Genomic DNA, 17345 nt, shown 5'->3' with positions numbered 1-17345 from the left:
ATTATTTGGAGGACTTTTGGTGGTCTTTTATGTAATTTTTTAAATGAAAGTCGATGCTTTCTGTAATCGGGATAAATTGATAATCGAGCCTTTCTTTAATTTTATTATTCGAAAGAAGATGATGGGAAGTTACAGCCTGAATATTAATTCTGTTCAACAATCTTAAAGGCGGAATAAGCCAACCCAATAACAAGTTTAAAAAGTAACCAACATTCAATATCCATTTTGGGAGTACTTTCGCTTGGCTTTTACCTAATTGCTGACGAATCAGATTTGCCACCTCTACAAGCTTTTTGTTTTCAGAGATGATCAAAAATCTTTCGCCAAATATATTTCTTTCCATCAACGCAATCGCAATATTTGCAACATCCCGAACATCCACACAATTTGAACTTCCGCTCATTGCGTAAGGAAACTTCTCGAAGGTGCCAAAAATCTCTCCACTACTCGATTGCCAATTTCCGCTGCCGATAATTACGCCGGGATTGATAATTACCGTTTTTAAACCTTCTGCTGAAGCGCGCCATACTTCCATTTCCGAAAAATGCTTAGATTTTGCATATTTCGAATGATGAAGTTTGGGATTAAAATTAGAATCTTCAGTAACTTTTCCGTTTTCATCAGTACCATCTAAAACCGCAACTGAGCTGACAAAACAGAATTTTTTAACACTCGAATTTTCACAGGCGAAAAGGAGATTTCGAGTTCCAACGATATTCGAATGATACATTTCTTTGCGATCATCCGGATGAAAACTTACTTTTGCGGCACAATGATACACTTCTTCAACATTAATGAGTGCGGTTTTCAGGGAGTCGATATCATCAAAATCTACGTCGATCCATTCTATTTTATTAAAGAATTCTTCAGGATTTTCGGTGTAAAACTGAAAGGAATGTTTTACATCATTGATATTGCTTGATTTTCTTTTTGTTGCGCGCACCTTTTTTCCTTGTTTCAGCAGTTCTAAAACAATTAATCTTCCGAGAATTCCTGTTGCGCCCGTTACTAAAATCATATTTTTACTAATGGTGATTAATGCATGATGAGCGGTGAATTTTTCACCTTAGGTTACTCAACCTGCGTTAATCAAATGTTTTGTTGAGAAAGAAAATCTTTTACGAGTTCATTGAAGTCTTTCGGATTTTCTGCTTGAACCCAATGTCCCGCATTTTTTATGGTAACAACCGAAGAATTGGGAAATTGCTGCTTGATTTGGAATTCATCTTGAGGCAAAATATAATTTGATTTTTCCCCAGAAATAAATAAAGTTTTACCCGAGAATACGCCGTATTTTATTGCATTTGACACAAATTCGGCATATTTTTCGGAAAGCGTTTTGAGATTAAAGCGCCACGCAAGTTTTTTATCATCCGTCCAATAAAGGTTTTTGGTGAGAAACTGAATGACAGATTTCTCCGGAATGTATTGGTGCAAAATTTCTTCAGCTTCCTGTCTCGTGGAAATTTGATTAAAATCAACACTTTCCAACGCTTTTAAAATTCCTTGATGATGCGGTGGATAAGCTTTAGGAGAAATATCAACCACGATTAGTTGATCCACTTTTAAAGGATATTTAATCGCAAATTGCATCACGGCTTTTCCGCCAAGAGAATGTCCCAACAAATTGCATTGATCAATTTTATGAAATTCCATGTAATGCAAAATATCGTGCGCTAAATCATCATGGCTCATTTCAAAAGAATGAAAACTTTTACCATGGTTTCTTAAATCTATTAAATGCACCGGAAAAAGTTCGCCCATTTCTTTGCCAAAACTGCCCCAATTATCAAGCATTCCAAATAATCCGTGAAAAACCAAAAGTGGCGTTCCAGATTTATCTGAGCCGTAGATTTTTGAGTGTATGATGTTGTTGTTTTCCAAGTTATAATTTTAAAAAATCATTATTAATCAAAGATAAAGATTTACTTTACCATTTCGCTAATCGCTTCAAATACGCTTGAACGGTATTTTCTAAACCCATATACAAAGCCTCGGAAATTAAAGCGTGACCGATTGAAACCTCCAATAAATTCGGAATATGATCAGCAAAATATTTTAAATTTTCTAGACTTAAATCGTGACCAGCATTGATACCAAGACCATATTTCTGAGCTTCCAAAGCAGTTTCGATGTAAGGTTTGATGGCTTCTTCTTTGTTTTTTAAATAGTGGGTTGCGTAGGCTTCGGTGTACAATTCAATTCTATCAGCACCGGTTTCTTTTGCAAACTTTACCATTTCAGGCTTCGGATCCAAGAAAATTGATGTCCGGATTCCAGCGTTTTTAAATTCTGCAATCACATTTTTTAGAAATCCTAAATTTTTCTCGCAATCCCAACCAGCATTTGAAGTGATCGCATCTTCACCATCGGGAACGAAAGTTACCTGCTCTGGTTTTACTTCTAAAACCATATCGATAAACGGACGGTGCGGATTTCCTTCAATATTAAATTCGGTATGAACCAAAGGTTTCAAATCGTAAACATCTTTTCGGGTAATATGCCTTTGATCCGGTCTTGGATGAATGGTAATTCCCTGCGCACCGAATTCCTGCAATTTGACCGCAGCTTCTGTAACGCTTGGCAATTCAGCACCTCTCGCATTTCGAATGGTTGCAATTTTATTTATATTTACGCTGAGTTTTGTCATTTTATTAAATTTTATTGAACTGCATTATTTGTAAATCAAACTCTTTTGAAGCAACCAAAAGATGATCAAAAATATCTGCCAAAATTATTTCATAATGGTCCCATGCGGAATCATTTGTAAAGCAATAAATCTCTAAAGGCATTCCTTGCGGTGTATTTTCCAGTTGTCGTACCATTACTGTTTCGTTTTGATCGATATGCTCACTTTTTTTCAGATAATTAAAGGCATATTCCCGGAAAACACCAATATTTGTTAGTTGTCGACCGTTGATTACCAATTCGGAATTCTCAATCGTCGCTCGTTCTGCAATGATTTCTTCTTTCTTTTCGTTCAAATAATTTTTAATCAAATTAATTTTCGCGAGCCGATTGACTTCTTCAAGGTTTAAAAATTTAAAGGAATTGATATTAAAAATAATGGATCTTTTGATTCGTCTTGTATTACTTTCCGACATCACCTGAAGGTTTTTGATTTCTGTGGTGAGCAAATCATAAGTCGGAATCGTAGAAATGGTTTTATCGAAATTTTGAATTTTCGTGGTGAGAAGATTCAAATCTTCAATCGTTCCTTCTAAATTATATTTTGGAATTCCGATCCAGTCACCCACTTTTAAATTTTTTGACGTGGCGACATGAATTCCCGTTACAAAACCGAGAATAGTGTCGCGAAATACCAAAACCAAAACAGCAGTAATTGCTCCCAAACTTCCTACAATTGCAGAACCACTGATACCGAATATAACGCAAACTGCAATGACCGAAGCGACAAAAATCCCGAAAATTTTCACCGTTTGCGATACCGCATTTAAAGCGATGATTTTATAGTAGTCTTGCTTGATGATAAAATAATTCCTAAAAGCACTTAAACCACGGTAAAGCATTCCTGCAACAACGAAAACAATGACCAAATAAATCAGTCTTTCCAAATAAGTAAAACTTTTGGGATGTCGGTAAAAAATTGATTCTAATGCATAACTGCCAAATGACAGTGCCATTAAATGGGAAAAAGAATTCGTAATTCTCGATTGATAAATAGATTTCAGCACCGGATATTTGTCCTTCGCATAAAAAAGTTTGAAGGTAGTATTGATCAATAACTTAAGTAAAAAATCGATCAAATAAATAATGCCTACAAGAAAAGCAAACTTCAGGAGAATCTGGAACAACAAAACCCCACTATCAGGAATACTATCTCGCACAAAAAAGTGAATATAATCACTTATGTTCTGCAAAAAATCTTTGGTGTCTTTCAGTTCGTTATTCATTAACGCAAAAATAAGGATTCTGTTTGTCTTTCCCAGATTTATACTTACTTTTAACAAAATTTATAACGAATGGATCAAACCTTGATTGCTTTAGTAAGTATCGTTTTACTCGTTTTGGGAATTATCGGAACATTTCTACCAGTTCTTCCGGGACTTTTATTAAGTCTTTGCGGATTATTAATTTACAAATTCGGTACAGACACGCCACTCTCAATGGTTTATATCTGGATCTTTATCGCTTTAACAGGACTTTCTGTTGTTCTCAATTATGTAATTCCCGCAAGAACCACCAGAAAATATGGTGGAACACGTTGGGGAAGTGTAGGTTCTGTGATCGGAACTTTGGTCGGAATGTTTTTTATTCCCATTCCTTTTGGCTTTTTAATAGGAATGTTTTTGGGTGTTTTTTTAGGTGAGCTCCTGCATGATGCAAGTGACAAGAAAAAAGCATGGAATTCAACAAAAGGTGCTCTAATTGGGTTTTTGTACGGCACTGGATTCAACTTCATTGTCGGTTTGGCAATGTTTTTGGTTGTTTTATTAGATATGTTTAAAAATTAAATTATGATACATCGTGTAATGCTCTCAACTTTTGGATTTTTAGCTTTGGTAACGTGTAAAAATCAAGCGATTTCCCAAAATTCAAATCCATCTGAAAAAACTGAGGTCGCAACAAAACCGCCAATTTCTACGCCAAAATCTACTCCTGTGAAATCGACAAACACTAGTGAGCCAGAAATGTCTACCGGAATGCCACCGGATAAAGCGGCAATAAAACAGGCAGAAGCAGAAAGCAATCAACAAGCATCGCAAACTGGTATGGTTTATTTAAAGGAAGGAGAAAAAAAATTCTTGAAAGAATATGAAATGAATATCACTTTCAAAAAAATGGCGGAAGACAGTCGTTGCCCAGAAGGAGTTAACTGTATTTGGGCAGGAGTTGCCACTGCTGAAATCGAAGTAATGGGTTTAGCGACGCGACCAAATATTTTGAAAATCAGTACGATGCAGGATGGAAATAGAGGATACGCTAAATCGCAAGATTTTAACGGATATCAAATTAGTTTAGAGCAAGTCACTCCAAACACTACTTCTGATCGAGGTTTTAAAGCATTGCAAGGAACCTACAAAATCGGAATTAAAATTAAAAAGCAAGAACCCGGAAAAACGTCTCCAAATAATACTACCACGAAATAGATTCTATTTCTTTAGCGTGTAAAAAGCCGTTGATCTGAGAAAATGGTTTACTGCCATAAAACCCACGGTACACCGAAAAAGGTGATGGATGCGCAGATTTAATGATAAAATGTTTAGAGGAATCAATGAGTTCCTCTTTTTTTTGTGCAAATGCGCCCCACAAAACAAACACCACATTCTCTTTTCTATCTGAAATTTCTTTGATGATAAAATCGGTGAATTGCTCCCAACCTAAATTTTTGTGAGAGTTCGGCGAATGTGCTTTTACGGTTAAAGTTGCATTTAAAAGTAAAACTCCTTGTTCTGCCCAATCATCGAGTTCCTTTTTGGTGCGCTCGACTCCAAGATTATTTCGCAATTCGGTAAAAATATTTGTTAGTGAAGGTGGCGTTGCAACATTTTCAGAAACCGAGAAACATAATCCATTCGCTTGATTATCATTATGATAAGGATCTTGACCAATAATCACAACTTTTATGTCTTCAAAACGAGTCAATTCCAAAGCGCGAAAAATCTGCTTTTTCGGTGGAAAACATTTTCCTTCCCGGTATTCTTCCTCAATTTTTTGCGAAAGATTTTTAAAATATTCAGTTTTTTTGATTGGTGAAAGAATTTCGGTCCAGGTCATATTTTGATGGGATGATTTTTTGATGTATTGATGTGTTGATGTGATGATGTTATTATTTTATTGATGTGATGATTGTTGGGAAAAATAAAATCTAACTTCTAGCTAATTCAAAAATAAGATTTTCGGGATATTTTTCATCTTTGCGATTTACATTTAAAGCAAAATTAAATTTCTGCAGCAATTGAATAGAGTTCAAATTATTTTTATTCGTGAATGCTTCTATTTTTGATACATTTAAATCCTCGAAACCAAAATTTAAAATAAAGGTGACCGCTTCCGACATGATTCCTTTCCGGTGATATTCCGGTAATAACTCATAACCCAACTCTGCTGTTTTGCGGTCGCCAGAAAAATTCCATAAACAGATGGTTCCGATCAATTCAGGTTTATTTTGAAGAGCAATTCCCAGAAAAAAAATTTCACCGTTTGCGGATTTACGTTGTATATTTAAAATAAAGTCTAAAGCTTCGAAAGTGTTTTTCGGTGAATCCCGATGAAGGAATTGGTTAATTACAGGATGGCTTCTAATGCCTAAAACTTCATACGAATCGAATTCAGTTAAGGTTCTCAAAATTAATCTATCTGTCAGAAATCTCATTCTTCAAAGATATAATTTTTGAGAATTTAATGATTTTTTTTGCGGAAACACTTTCCAGTTTTTGCCAAGAGGTGAATAAAAATTAAAACGATAGATAAAGTTTGCCAAATATTTGAACTTTCGCAAAGTAAAATAATTAAATTTGCAGCGTGCATATACAAAAAGATGATTTAAACGAACTTGAATTTCCAGAATTACTTGCGGAAATTTCCCCTTTTGCCTACTCCAAGAAGACGGCGGAAAAAATCTCACAAATTCGACCAATCGCAATTGAAGAAGCTGAACTTTCTTTGAAAAAAGCTGCCGAATTTCTTTCCAGTTTTGAAAGCGACAATGCAATACCTTTCAATGAATACGAGGATATTGAGGAAGAGCTGAAACTAATGGTAATTGAAAATTTCCGGTTAGATAACAGTTCGTTTCTAAAAATAAAAAGTTTAACAGAGCAGATTTCCAAACTTCAAAAGTTTTATCCGGTTTATGAAGATTTATTTCTCCATCTGAATAACGATGTGAAAGATCTGGAATACCGAAAAGAAATCGTCGACCGCATCGACAAAGTTCTAAATCGTTTTGGTGAAGTAAAAAGTGAAGCTTCACCGATTCTGAAATCCTTGAGAAGCGATATTTCTCACGCCAGAAAAGCCATTCAGGAAAATTTTAATCGCAGTTTAATCGGACTTACCAACACCGATTATTTAGATGATATTCGAGAAAGTATTATCGATGATCAAAGGGTTTTGGCCGTGAAATCAGCGTACAAGAAACGAGTTCCGGGTCGCGTTTTAGGACTTTCAAAAACAGGATCGATTACCTATATTCAGCCAGAATCGGTGGTGAAACATCAGTTCAAACTTCGTGAAGATATTGAAGAAGAAAAAAAGGAAGTCGATAAAATTTTGCGAAAACTGACCACAGAAATTGCAGAATTTCAACCACAACTTTCAGACTACCAAGCTTATATTTTCGATTTAGATTTAACCAGAGCGAAAGCGAAATTTGCGCATCGAATCCACGGGGTTTTACCAAAAATCAACAGACACAAAACAATGCGTTTGGTACAGGCATTTCACCCTTTGCTGTGGTTAAGAAATCAGGCAGAAAAAAAGAAAATCTTTTCTCAAACCTTAACTTTTACGGAACACAACAGAATTATCTGTATTTCTGGACCGAATGCTGGTGGAAAATCGATTACACTAAAAACTGTAGGACTATTGCAGCTCATGATACAGTCTGGAATTTTGGTTCCTGTTCATCCGAAATCGGAGATGTTCTTCTTCGATCATTTGATGACGGATATTGGTGATAATCAGTCGATCGAAAATCAACTTTCTACCTATTCTTCGCGGTTGAAAAAAATGTCGAAAATCATTAAAGAAGCCGATGCAAATACGCTTTTGTTAATCGACGAATTTGGAACCGGATCTGATCCCGAATTAGGCGGTGCTTTAGCCGAAGCTTTTCTGGAATATTTCTACGACAAGAGGAGTTTTGCGATCATTACAACGCATTACACGAACATCAAACTGGTGATCGAACAGCTACCGAATGCCCAAAATGCAGCGATGCTTTTTGATGAAAATTCACTGGAACCTCTTTATAAATTAGAGATCGGACAAGCTGGAAGTTCTTTTACATTTGAAGTTGCTGAGAAAAATAAAATCCCCTCTTTCATCATTAAAAATGCTAAAAAGAAAGTAGAACACGACATTCTGAACCTCGACAAAACGATAGTAAAACTGCAACAGGAAAAATTTGAAGTCGAAAAAATAAGAACCGATTTAGCGGAAAAAAGAGATTCTACACAAAACAAGAAAGAAAATCTAGAAAAACTGAATGAGCAACTGCAGCAAAAACTCTTTAATTTTCAGAAACTTTATGAAGATGAGCACCGAAAATTACAATTTGGAAATAAAGTAGAAACCTTTATTGATGCCTATGCGAAAGGAAAATCTAGAAAATTGGTCGTAGGAGATTTTGTAAAAATTCTGGAACAGGAAAAATTCAGAAGAATTGGCGCCGATAAAGACGAAAACAAAAAACTTCAAATTGTAAAGCGCAAAATTACGCAACAACTTAGAAAAGTTGATGTTCAGGAAAAAATCGTAGAAACCCACGAAAAATTAGAAGACAAACGCCAAAAAGAGCGCGCGATCTGGATGAAAATTGGTCAACGTGTAAGAATTCCGGGCTCCACAAGCGTAGGAACCATCGAAAAAATCGAGAAGAACGGCAAAATTTCGGTGAATTACGGAACTTTTAAAACAATGATTAGCGGCGATGATTTGGAGCGGATCTAAATCATTTAAAATCACCGCAAAAACGGGTTAGAATAATTGTTAGAAGGCTTTAACTTGGCTTCTTAAAACAAGATAATTCAAAGACCGATTTTATTTTAATAAAAGTTTTAGAAATTACCGAATAATCCAAAACCGTCATTAAATCTGCTTCATCAAAACATTTAATGTCTTTTGATAAAAAAGTATGATCAATGTGGTAATAATTATCTCTGATAATAATTTTAGAATTCAAAGTAAAAATCTGATTTCCCATTTTTGAATAATGATTTCCTATTGTTGGAGTTTCTAAATTAAATGCTTTTATTTTGGTATAATTTTGAGGCTTTCGAGCTGAATCTTCTACAATTCTAACATTTTTCAAAACAGCACATTCTTTCGCCAGATTTTCTATGACATATTGCTCAATATCTTTTTTATCTATTGTAGTCCAATATCTTTTAGGATTGTAAAAAAAATGCAATTGAGTCGTATCGTCCAAACAAAAAAAATGGTCGCTAATGTATAAGGTATTGCTGTTGGTATATTTTTCTATGAATTGCTGTAAATTAATTGGCTGCACTTTTTTCTAATTTTCTCAAAGTTATGATATCTTATTTTCTTCCGCTTACGGATATCCGTAAAAATTAAAAAAACAGGTACGCTCCACTTCTATGTTTTGATCAGTATAAAAAAGATCTACTACTCTTTGCGCTTATCACGCGTTTTGATACTGATCCAACTTTATTCGGTGATTTATATCTAGAGTAAAGCCATAAAAAAACCACCTTAAAAAAGGTGGTTTGTGGTTTCTCCAGGAATCGAACCAGGGACACATGGATTTTCAATCCATTGCTCTACCAACTGAGCTAAGAAACCGTTTGGTAATTGAGTGGTGCAAAAATAGTAACTTTATCCTTATCTCACAAATCATTTGTAAAAGTTTTCCCTATAAATCCCTAAAATTATTGATTATCAATGGTATTATTTTCATCTTTTTGAATTTGCTCGCTCATTTCCTCTAAAACTGGCTTGATTGTACTCTCTGGAAGTTCACTAATTCTTATGTACATTAACCCATCGATTGCATCATTGAAATTCGGATCTACATTAAAGGAGATTACTTTTGCATTTTGTTTGATGTATTTTTTAATCAATACCGGAAGTCGCATTTGAGGTTCCAAATCATCAATAATTTTATCGAGCTTGTTGAGATCAGATTCTACCCCATCAAAAAACAGATGCTTGTCGCGTTCTTTCAACATCACCTTAAACTCTTTTTTGGGATGAATATATTGTGCAACCGCGGAATCATAATAATTGGAACGCATAAATTCAATCATTAAAGATTTTGAAAACTCGGAAAATTTATCTGAAATACTAACTCCGCCCATGAGAAATTTGTGCTCCGGATTTCGCAAGCAAACATGTACAATCCCACGCCAAAGTAGAAATAATGGCAAAGGTTTTTGTTGATATTCGGTCGCAATATAAGCTCTTCCCATCTCAATCACTTTTCGGAAAAACGGTTGAAGCTCTGGATCAAATTCAAAAAGTGAACTCGTGTAAAACCCATCGATACCGTAATTTTTCATGACTTCACTTCCTAACGCCATGCGATATGCGCCTGCTAATTTTTGGGCTTTGTTGTCCCAAAGAAAAAGATGGTGGTAATATTCGTCGTATTGATCGAGATCAAAAGGGAGATTGCTGCCTTCTCCAATTTTCCGGAAGGTGAGTTCCCGTTGTCGCCCAATTTCGCGCATAATAGACGGGATTTCAGAATAGGTTGCAAAAAATACTTCATAATTACCATTTCTGAAAAGCATTTTGTCCTTTTTATAAAGATCCTCAATATCGTTAATCAGATCTTGCTGTGGTGTTTCGTCGATAATATTGTGGACCACGTTTTCCTCTTTCGTCAGTGGAAAATTGAGTTTCAAATTAGGCAGTTTCAGCTGATCAGCAATCGATCTTCTTTTTTCATAATACGATTTGAGCATGTAAATTTTCTTCTGCAAAAAATCGCCCATTTCTTTGATGGTATCGTAATCTTCCAGCACTTTTAAGGACACTGGTTTTCCGATTCTGATGCGAATTGGCTTTTCTCGATCGCGCATCATTTCGGTAGGCAACATCAAAGTTTGCAAATCGGGATGAATCTTGGCAAGCTGGTAAAAAATCCGGCTATTCTTGGCATGAAAATACATGGGAACCACCGGAACTTTCGCCATTTTAATTAATTTTAAAGCGGTCTTTTCCCAAGGTTTATCTAGAATTTCATTGAATGTATTATTTCGGTTTGAAACTTCACCTGCAGGGAAAATACCGACACAGCCACCATTTTCAAGATGCTTCAAGGTTTCCCGCATTCCTGTTGAACTGTTTCTGACCTCTTTTCGATTTTCGAAAGGATTTACAGGAATTACAAAAGGCTTCATGGGTTCGATCTTTTCTAAAAGAAAATTTCCCATAATTTTGAAATCTGGTCGAATTTCGGTTAGAATTTTCGCCATCAAAATACCATCAATTGCTCCCAAAGGATGATTTGAAACCAAAATAAACGGACCTGTTTTTGGGATTTTTGCCAAATCCTCTGTAAACACAATATATTTTAGATTCCTCTCGCGCACGAAGGAATCAAAAAAATCTTTACCTTCTTTATCCTTTAGGGAATCGTAAAGTTTATTGACTTCATTAATTTTGGTTAAACGCATCATCGCCGCCGCCACAGGATTTTTCAAAAAACCTATTTTGTCTAAACCAGACGCTTTTATCAGATCACTTTTAGAAATAAGACTCATTGGTTATTAGTTAGTTACAACTTGTATTGTTTTTTTAGAAATCTGCTCTAATAAAATATTTTTATTTTCATAGAACTTATTTAAGTCTTCTAATTTAGCATTTCTTACGGTAAAGAGCGAAACATTTTTCACCACCTCCGAATTAAAGTTGATTTGCAGCTCTCTATTGAGTTCATCGATATGATTATATTTGTCTTCCACGCACAAAACGAAGGAAATCGCCGAAGTCTGCATGAGGGAAATCGTAATTTTATGTTTTGCCAAAAGACCAAAAATCTGACTCAAATGTTCCTCTGCAATAAAGGCAAAATCACGGGTCGAAATGCGCATCAAATTTTGATTTTCCTTTAAAATATAGGTTTCTTGATTTTCGTTTTTTTCAGAAGCTCCAACTTTGGTTCCTGGTTCATTTGGCTCCAAAAAGGATTTCACATAGAAAGGAATGTTTTTTTGTTTTAATGGTTGCAAAGTTTTCGGGTGAATCACCGAAGCACCGTAGTACGCCATTTCGATTGCTTCTTCATACGAAATATTGGATAATAGATGTACATCTTTAAATTTTCTGGGATCTCCTGTCATCACTCCGGGAACATCTTTCCAGATGGTCATTGCTTCCGCATCTAAACAATACGCAAATATTGCCGCGGAATAATCGGATCCTTCACGTCCTAAAGTTACGGTGAAATTATTCGCTTCTGAACCAATAAATCCTTGTGTAACAAAGCATATATTGCGATCCAATTCTGAAATTTTTCGTTGTGTTTCTTCCCAGTTGATATTTCCTTCCCGGTAATTGCTGTCGGTTTTTACGTAATCTCTCGCATCGAGCCAAACGTTTCTAAACTGAATATCATTCAGGTATTCACTCAAAATTTTAGAAGAAATCATTTCGCCACAGCTGACTACCTGATCGTAAACAAAATTATAGTTTGGTGATTTATTTCGACGCAAAAAAGATTCGATATCATCAAAGAACAAAGAAATCTCTGCAAAAACCGGATGGTTTTCTTGAAACAAACCGCGCGAAATTTCGAGGTGATTCTGCTTTACTTTTTCAATTTCAGATTGATAGTCGGTTTTATCAAAATAGTTCTGAACTGCCTTTTCCAAAGCATTCGTTGTTTTGCCCATCGCGGAAACAACCAGAAGAACTCTTTCAAAACCGGTCGATTCTAAAACAAGTGCTACATTTTTCACTCCTTGCGCATCTTTTACGGAGGCGCCACCAAACTTAAAAATTTTCATTTAAATATTTAATTATCAACGTATTAACCTTTGTAATCTTTTTTTAACAAAAAGTTATAAAATTCAAAATTATCATTTTAACATGAAATAAAAAAATAGCTTTCATTTATAAAAAAAAATGAGATTACAAAAAGAATGAAGAGAAAGGTACAAATTGCGGCTTGTTAACCGAAAATAAACCTCTTTTTCGCCATTTTAATGAAAAGAAAAGCAGAAAAATTCAAAGAAATTTCCGAAATTTGTAATATCCAAAAAGCAAAAAAATGTCAGAACAAAATTTCCAGACCCTCGGTGAATTTATTATTGATAAACAGGAAGACTTCCTGTATTCAACAGGTGAACTTTCGCGATTATTAAGTGCAATTCGACTTGCTTCGAAAATGGTTAACCGCCAAGTGAACAAAGCAGGAATCGCCAATATCATTGGAAATGTGGGAATGGACAACATTCAAGGTGAAGAGCAACAAAAATTAGATGTTCTGGCCAATGAGATTTTTATCGAAGCGTTGTCTCAACGAGAAGTGGTTTGTGGGATTGCTTCTGAGGAAAACGACAACTATATCGAAGTTAAAGCAGGACCCAATGCACATTTGAGCAAATATGTGGTTTTAATTGATCCGTTAGATGGCTCTTCAAATATTGATGTGAATGTTTCTGTAGGAACAATTTTTTCTATTTACAGACGTGTTTCAGAACCTGGAACTCCGGTTGTATTGGAAGATTTTTTACAAAAAGGTATTAATCAGGCTGCAGCAGGTTATGTAGTTTACGGATCTTCTACCATGATTGTTTATACCACTGGAAATGGAGTTAATGGTTTTACTTTGGATCCAAGTTTAGGAACCTATTACCTTTCTCATCCGAGCATGCAATTTTCTAAAACGGGAAAAATTTATTCCATCAATGAAGGAAATTATGCGAAATTTCCACAAGGTGTGAAAGATTATATCAAATATTGCCAGTTAGAAGAAGGCGATCGTCCTTATACATCACGATATATCGGAAGTTTAGTGTCGGATTTTCACCGAAATATGATCAAAGGCGGAATTTATATTTATCCCTCAACTTCGCAGTCACCCAACGGAAAGTTGAGATTATTGTACGAATGTAATCCAATGGCGCTTTTGGCAGAACAAGCCGGTGGAAAATGTACCGATGGATTTAAAAGAATACTGGAAATAGAACCGACTGAACTTCACCAAAGAGTTCCTTTTTTCTGCGGAAGCAGTGATATGGTAGAAAAAGCGGAGGAATTTATGCGAAACGCCGAGTAATTTTTTTCCTTTGGAGATAGTTAAAATTGTAAAAGCCACACCGGATCTTCATTTAATTTTATCTGAAATTACGTTTGATGGTAAAGCTTTTTGGGGATTTTCTGAAGCAATTCTTAATATCTGGAGAGAGGAATTAACCATTACCGAGAAATACATTCTGGAAAATGAAACCTATACTTTATTGATTAATGATCAAATTGTGGGTTATTATTCTTTTCTGAAATTAAGCGAAACGCTTTGGAAACTCGACAATCTTTTTTTGTTTCAAAAATTTATTGGCAAAGGTTACGGGAAATTTTTAATGGAAGATTTCCTGAAAAGAAGCAAAATTTCAGGCATAAAAAGTCTCATTCTAGATGCTGAACCAAACGCAGAAAAATTTTATCTCAAATTCGGATTCAAAGTCTATGAGTTAAAAGAATCCAAAATAATCGGACGGTTTTTACCCAAAATGCGACTCGATTTTTAAAACGATCAGTATCTTTTCCCCATGAAAACGGCAACCTTTAAACAATATCTCCTTCAATTCAAAAATCCCAGCGGAACTTCTCGCGGGGTTCTCCATACGAAAGAAACATTTTTCCTGGAAATCTTGGAGGGCGACAAAAAAGGAATCGGAGAATGTGCACTTTTCCGGGGTTTAAGTTTTGATGATGTTCCTGACTACGAGGAAAAACTAACCTGGCTTTGTGAAAACATTAATCAAGATTCCGCTTATTTAAAAAAGGAACTCTTGCATTTTCCCTCCATCTGGTTTGGGTACGAACAGGCGATTTTGAATGTAAAGAACGGTGAAAATCTGTATTTCCCGAGTGATTTTACGGAGGGGAAATCTTCTATTAAAATTAATGGATTGATCTGGATGGGAAACGTAGATTTCATGCAAACTCAAATCGAAGAAAAGTTAGAACTAGGATTTGATTGTATTAAATTAAAAATCGGTGTTGACTGGAATTCAGAAAAAGAAATCCTAAGAAAACTACGCGAAAAATTCCCGAAAGAACAATTGGAATTGCGCGTTGATGCGAATGGTGGATTTACTTTTGAAGAGGCGAAAATTGTTTTGAAAGAACTTTATGAGTTGGGAATTCATTCGATTGAACAGCCGATCAAAGCTGGATTTATTTCTGAAATGGAAAAACTTTGCTCAGAAACAAAAACTCCCATTGCTTTAGACGAAGAATTAATTGGCGTTGTAGATTTCGAGCAGAAAAGAAAACTTTTAGAAAAAATAAAACCGCAATATATTATTCTAAAGCCGGCTTTAATTGGTGGATTTTCCGGAACTGATGAGTGGATTTCACTCGCTGAAAACCTTGGAATTGGTTGGTGGATTACTTCTGCTTTGGAAAGCAATATTGGTTTGAACGCCATCGCGCAATATACTTTTAGCAAAGGAAATAAAATGCCGCAAGGTTTAGGAACAGGTGGATTATTTACGAATAATTTTGAGTCCAATTTACAACTTGAAGGCGATTTACTTTCTATGAAAATTCAGGAAATTCAAGCCTAAAATTACCGCAGCGAAACTCAAAAAGAGGGCTAGTTTTATAACGTGCAAACGATGAAAATTTAAATTCCCAAGAGATTTTTATTGAAGATCAATATTCGTTTGAACAAGTGCAATTGATGCAGCAAATAGATGAAAAGTACCCTTTTCATTTTTTCATTGTTCCCTAAATTTTTCTTCAAAGATTGTATTTTTAAAAAGAGAACAATCATCAAAAAGAAGGTTATTCTTTACTGGCAAATTTTCTTGACCAACAATTGAATTCATTCTTTTTAAAGTTTAAAAATCATAAAAAAGCGGTGATTTTTCGAAAAAAATACCGCTTCCTGAAAAATCTATGAAAAAACTAAAATTCATAAAATAGGCGAGCTGTTGCAGCGTTATAAATAATATCGCCTTCAATTTCACTTTCTTTTGTATAGATTTTGGATAATCCATAATAGTAATTAAGATCGATACCGATATTTTCAGTAAAATTAAATCCTAAACCACCAGTAAGTCCAAAATCTGTTTTTTGCATCATATCATTTATATCATCATTATCGAAGGTGGAACTTACCAAAACATTTACTTGTGGTCCTATATTAAAATAGAAACTATCTGTAAAATAGGTCTTTAAAGTTAGAGGGAACGAAATATAAGTTTGCTTTTCTTTGTAGGTCAAACTTCCCGAAGTAAAATCTGTTCCATATTGATTATAAAGAGCAGCAAGTTGTAATTTCAATTTATCACTAAATGCATAATTTGCGAATGCACCAGCTGAAACTCCCACTACTCCTTTTACATTTTCACTGTATTCATATCCCGATTGGAAAGAATACACCGCTCCTGCCGTAATTCCAAATTTTAATTCTGGGCCCGTCTTTTTCTTGTATTTGCTTGTTTTTTGTGCAGATGCAAATCCACTGAACAAGGAAAAACCAATAATTGTTGCGATTTTGAGGTAACGTGTTTTCATAATGTTATAATTTTATTTTAGTGTTTTGTATAATTTGTTTGGGTTGTCCTGCTCCGTAAGCTTTTCCAATTTCTTTGATTGCTTGGATTCGATCTTCTTCTAAACCGACTTCTTTTTTGTAATAGACATTCCATTCTCTACCGTCAAGTTCTTTTATTCGCTTGCTCACATTATCTGTAAAAACGGTTACTTCTTTGTAGCAAGATGATTGCGGATCAATCCCCGCCAATAATTCTTCAATCTGCGCAGTGGATTCTACATTTTGATTGGTGCTCCAAATAATTTTAGCTTGAGACAGTTTAGATTTGCAATCGTAGTTGATTCTTTTCTGAAAAACCAATTGTGCTTTTGACATTGAAGTTTGATAGCATTTTGTTGCAACTGGAGGAATTGAAGTGAGCTTATACAAAGCGAAATCAAATTGGTTGGTTTTTTCTAACATGGAAGCTTCGTTCAAAATCCTACCGCAGTTTTTCGTGTAGTAATCGGCTATTTTTATTTTTGCTTGAGCGAGAAAAGTTTTAAAACCTTCTGTATTGTAATTAATTTTACGCAGTGCACTATTGATTGCTTTTATTCTATTATCTCCCATCCCTTTTACAATTTGAGAGTTTTGTGCAAAAACATTTTGATCTGCATTATTTAAAAGCTTTGTAGTCACAGAAAGTTCGTACATCAAAAGATTTCCGGAAGCACCACCTGCATTTTGAGATTGTATGAGATCTAAATTCCCTATCAAAACAAATTGAGAATTAATCCCTTTTACGATTCCGTTTTGAGTAAGAAAATTTTCTAATTTACTATTCAAAACGTTTGCATTTGCATCTGAAATTTCTTGACTTCCACCAACTGCAGTTGTGATCTCTATTCCCTCCAAATCCTGGCTGAAAACTTCTGTGGAAATTGCAAAGAGAAACAAAATAAATATTAATTTTTTCATG

General features: G+C 34.9%; 17 protein-coding genes and 1 tRNA gene. 6 read left to right on the top strand and 12 right to left on the bottom strand.

The annotated features are described in order from the left end of the window. Position 1 precedes the first annotated feature (1 nt). The 4 genes from BW932_RS01315 to BW932_RS01300 all read right to left on the bottom strand — a co-directional run bounded on the left by BW932_RS01315 (position 2) and on the right by BW932_RS01300 (position 3914). Complete coding sequence (locus BW932_RS01315; protein ID WP_076384586.1) at positions 2-1018, bottom strand: NAD-dependent epimerase/dehydratase family protein; 1017 nt, start codon at positions 1016-1018, stop codon at positions 2-4. A 71-nt stretch (positions 1019-1089) separates the two neighbouring features. After that, positions 1090-1884 (bottom strand): alpha/beta fold hydrolase, encoded by a 795-nt coding sequence (locus tag BW932_RS01310; RefSeq protein WP_076384584.1) that lies wholly within the window; start codon positions 1882-1884, stop codon positions 1090-1092. A gap of 46 nt (positions 1885-1930) precedes the next feature. Continuing rightward, positions 1931-2650 (bottom strand): pyridoxine 5'-phosphate synthase, encoded by a 720-nt coding sequence (locus BW932_RS01305; RefSeq protein WP_076384582.1) that lies wholly within the window; start codon positions 2648-2650, stop codon positions 1931-1933. 4 nt (positions 2651-2654) lie between these two features. After that, on the bottom strand, positions 2655-3914 hold the full coding sequence (locus tag BW932_RS01300; protein WP_076384580.1) for a mechanosensitive ion channel family protein: 1260 nt from the start codon (positions 3912-3914) through the stop codon (positions 2655-2657). Between the two features lie 69 nt (positions 3915-3983). Between BW932_RS01300 and BW932_RS01295 the strand changes: the two genes are divergently transcribed. Then, positions 3984-4475 (top strand): DUF456 domain-containing protein, encoded by a 492-nt coding sequence (locus BW932_RS01295; protein ID WP_076384578.1) that lies wholly within the window; start codon positions 3984-3986, stop codon positions 4473-4475. Positions 4476-4478: 3 nt separating this feature from the next. Beyond that, positions 4479-5111, top strand: a complete 633-nt coding sequence (locus BW932_RS01290) for a hypothetical protein (protein WP_143745479.1) — start codon at positions 4479-4481, stop codon at positions 5109-5111. Here the strand turns inward: BW932_RS01290 and BW932_RS01285 are convergent. After that, positions 5098-5739: a uracil-DNA glycosylase gene (locus BW932_RS01285; RefSeq protein WP_076384574.1), complete on the bottom strand. Its 642-nt coding sequence runs from the start codon at positions 5737-5739 to the stop codon at positions 5098-5100. The genes BW932_RS01290 and BW932_RS01285 overlap by 14 nt on opposite strands. 91 nt (positions 5740-5830) lie before the next feature. After that, positions 5831-6337: a GNAT family N-acetyltransferase gene (locus BW932_RS01280; RefSeq protein ID WP_076384572.1), complete on the bottom strand. Its 507-nt coding sequence runs from the start codon at positions 6335-6337 to the stop codon at positions 5831-5833. Positions 6338-6486: 149 nt separating this feature from the next. On the opposite strand from BW932_RS01280, the gene BW932_RS01275 reads away from it, so the two are divergent. After that, positions 6487-8637: an endonuclease MutS2 gene (locus BW932_RS01275; protein WP_076384570.1), complete on the top strand. Its 2151-nt coding sequence runs from the start codon at positions 6487-6489 to the stop codon at positions 8635-8637. Between the two features lie 49 nt (positions 8638-8686). Here BW932_RS01275 and BW932_RS01270 read toward each other — a convergent pair whose 3' ends face one another. The 4 genes from BW932_RS01270 to BW932_RS01255 all read right to left on the bottom strand — a co-directional run bounded on the left by BW932_RS01270 (position 8687) and on the right by BW932_RS01255 (position 12662). After that, entirely contained in the window at positions 8687-9196 is a 510-nt protein-coding gene (locus tag BW932_RS01270) for a hypothetical protein (RefSeq protein ID WP_076384568.1), read from the bottom strand. Positions 9197-9419: 223 nt separating this feature from the next. Continuing rightward, positions 9420-9492, bottom strand: a tRNA-Phe gene (locus tag BW932_RS01265). 86 nt (positions 9493-9578) lie between these two features. After that, the gene (locus BW932_RS01260; RefSeq protein WP_076384566.1) at positions 9579-11417 is read right to left on the bottom strand and encodes a lysophospholipid acyltransferase family protein; all 1839 of its coding nucleotides are present in this window, start codon (positions 11415-11417) and stop codon (positions 9579-9581) included. Positions 11418-11423: 6 nt separating this feature from the next. Next, complete coding sequence (locus BW932_RS01255) at positions 11424-12662, bottom strand: aspartate kinase (RefSeq protein WP_076384564.1); 1239 nt, start codon at positions 12660-12662, stop codon at positions 11424-11426. 263 nt (positions 12663-12925) lie between these two features. Here BW932_RS01255 and fbp point away from each other — a divergent pair, with 263 nt between their 5' ends. Genes fbp through BW932_RS01240 form a run of 3 tightly spaced genes read left to right on the top strand, consistent with a single transcriptional unit; the run spans position 12926 to position 15449 of the window. After that, positions 12926-13936 carry a class 1 fructose-bisphosphatase gene (fbp, locus tag BW932_RS01250; RefSeq protein ID WP_076384562.1) on the top strand — a complete coding sequence of 337 codons (1011 nt, stop codon included), beginning with the start codon at positions 12926-12928 and terminating at the stop codon, positions 13934-13936. A 10-nt stretch (positions 13937-13946) separates the two neighbouring features. Further along, positions 13947-14405 carry a GNAT family N-acetyltransferase gene (locus BW932_RS01245; RefSeq protein ID WP_084566409.1) on the top strand — a complete coding sequence of 153 codons (459 nt, stop codon included), beginning with the start codon at positions 13947-13949 and terminating at the stop codon, positions 14403-14405. Positions 14406-14426: 21 nt separating this feature from the next. Then, the gene (locus BW932_RS01240; RefSeq protein WP_076384560.1) at positions 14427-15449 is read left to right on the top strand and encodes an o-succinylbenzoate synthase; all 1023 of its coding nucleotides are present in this window, start codon (positions 14427-14429) and stop codon (positions 15447-15449) included. A gap of 343 nt (positions 15450-15792) precedes the next feature. Here BW932_RS01240 and BW932_RS01235 read toward each other — a convergent pair whose 3' ends face one another. Then, on the bottom strand, positions 15793-16404 hold the full coding sequence (locus tag BW932_RS01235; protein ID WP_076384558.1) for a porin family protein: 612 nt from the start codon (positions 16402-16404) through the stop codon (positions 15793-15795). 4 nt (positions 16405-16408) lie between these two features. Continuing rightward, on the bottom strand, positions 16409-17344 hold the full coding sequence (locus BW932_RS01230; RefSeq protein WP_076384556.1) for a hypothetical protein: 936 nt from the start codon (positions 17342-17344) through the stop codon (positions 16409-16411). Position 17345: the final 1 nt, after the last annotated feature.

This window comes from Kaistella chaponensis, from assembly GCF_900156725.1.
Lineage (GTDB): Bacteria > Bacteroidota > Bacteroidia > Flavobacteriales > Weeksellaceae > Kaistella > Kaistella chaponensis.
This window is presented reverse-complemented; position numbering and strand designations above follow the sequence as displayed.